The organism is Yersinia sp. 2542 StPb PI (assembly GCF_048593855.1).
In the GTDB taxonomy this organism is placed as follows: Bacteria; Pseudomonadota; Gammaproteobacteria; order Enterobacterales; family Enterobacteriaceae; genus Yersinia; species Yersinia enterocolitica_E.
The window spans coordinates 1-1364 of sequence record NZ_JAZGQA010000392.1; the positions used below are offsets into that span (position 1 = coordinate 1).

The following is a 1364-nucleotide window of genomic DNA, read 5'->3' on the forward strand; positions in this document are numbered from 1 at the left end:
CTATATAAAACAACAATATAAAATAAATACAATGAGTTGATTGGTTATTGAGGGGTAGTAAATACTAGGGAAGGGTAACCTCCGCCGCCATTTTGTCGCCAACTTTCATGGTGGTTAGCGGGTTGAACTGCACTGCGGTTTCTAAGTGTTCTGGCGCAAAGTGAGCATAGCGCATTGTCATTTGAATATCACTGTGACCAAGGATGCGCTGCAATACCAGAATGTTGCCCCCGGACATCATAAAGTGAGCGGCAAACGTATGGCGCAAAACATGTGTGAGCTGGCCAGCGGGTAACTTAATATCTGTGGTATTGATTGCGGCCATAAAGCGGAAATAACACTCACTGAAAAACCGGTCTCCCTCTAACGCGATTAACTCGTCATGAAGTTCTTTGCTGATTGGTACACTGCGGTTCTTTTTACCTTTTGTTCTGACAAAGGTAATTTTGTGCGGGCTGACTTGCGAGCGGGTGAGTTTCTCCGCTTCATTCCATCGCGCCCCGGTGCTAAGACAAACTTTTACTACCATTGGCAAATCTGCCCGACCAAGACTACATGCGGCCAATAATGTTTTAATCTGCTCATGAGTGAGCCACGCCATCTCTTTTTCTGCCACGGCGTACTTGCGCAGATTGTCTAATGGGTTCGGTAAATTCCATTCCCCTAATCTGGCCAACTCGCTAAACATACCGCTCAAAAAACTTTGTTCCAGATTCACGGTGACCGGCTTTGCGCCTTTCTTCCATTTCTCAGAGAAGTAAATCTCGCCAGACAAACGCTTAGAGCGATAGTGAGCAAAATCTTTGCCACTCAAGCTGTGGGCCGGAGGATCACCCAGTGCGGCAACTATCAGTTTCTTATAAACCTTTTCACCCGCTTCCAGAGAACGGCCATGCAGGTTATACCAAAGTTCGGTAACCTCGCTTAACGTGCGGCGGTCTGGTGCGTCTCCTAACCAAGGCTTATTACTTACCTGATCCATGGTGTAACGTTCAAAGGCTAGGGCTTCACCTTTGGTCGCAAACATTTTTCTTACTCGGCGACCTGTACAGCCTGCCGGGTAACATTCACAAAGCCATTGGCCTGTTGGTTGTTTGCGTACTGACATTGGTAACCCCCTTGGAAGACAAGGAGATATTTAACTGTATGAATGAACAGTGGTCAATGTTTGATTTGAACAAATTAAACTATCAATTTCTGCAATAGCTACTCAAATGATACAGCAAGTTCTATGAAGTTTAAGTAATCAGGAATCGTATAAACTGGGACAATTTCTTCGTGCTCTAGAAGTGCACCACGGTGAAGAGTAACTTTGTTCTGGTCGGTTATAATCGGATCAAAAGCGAAGTGCTCATTATATCCAC

At 45.2% G+C, this 1364-nt stretch carries 1 protein-coding gene; it reads right to left on the reverse strand.

Going from position 1 to position 1364, the window contains the following annotated elements:
* Nucleotides 1-64: 64 nt before the first annotated feature.
* A complete protein-coding gene (locus V1952_RS21855; RefSeq protein ID WP_420075550.1) occupies nt 65-1108 on the reverse strand; it encodes a phage integrase in 1044 nt (347 codons plus the stop codon).
* Nucleotides 1109-1364 lie beyond the last annotated feature (256 nt).

Coding starts and splice junctions, on each gene's coding strand:
- V1952_RS21855 (WP_420075550.1), bottom strand. CDS start 1,108: ATGTCAGTACGCAAACAACCAACAGGCCAATGGCTTTGTGAATGTTAC.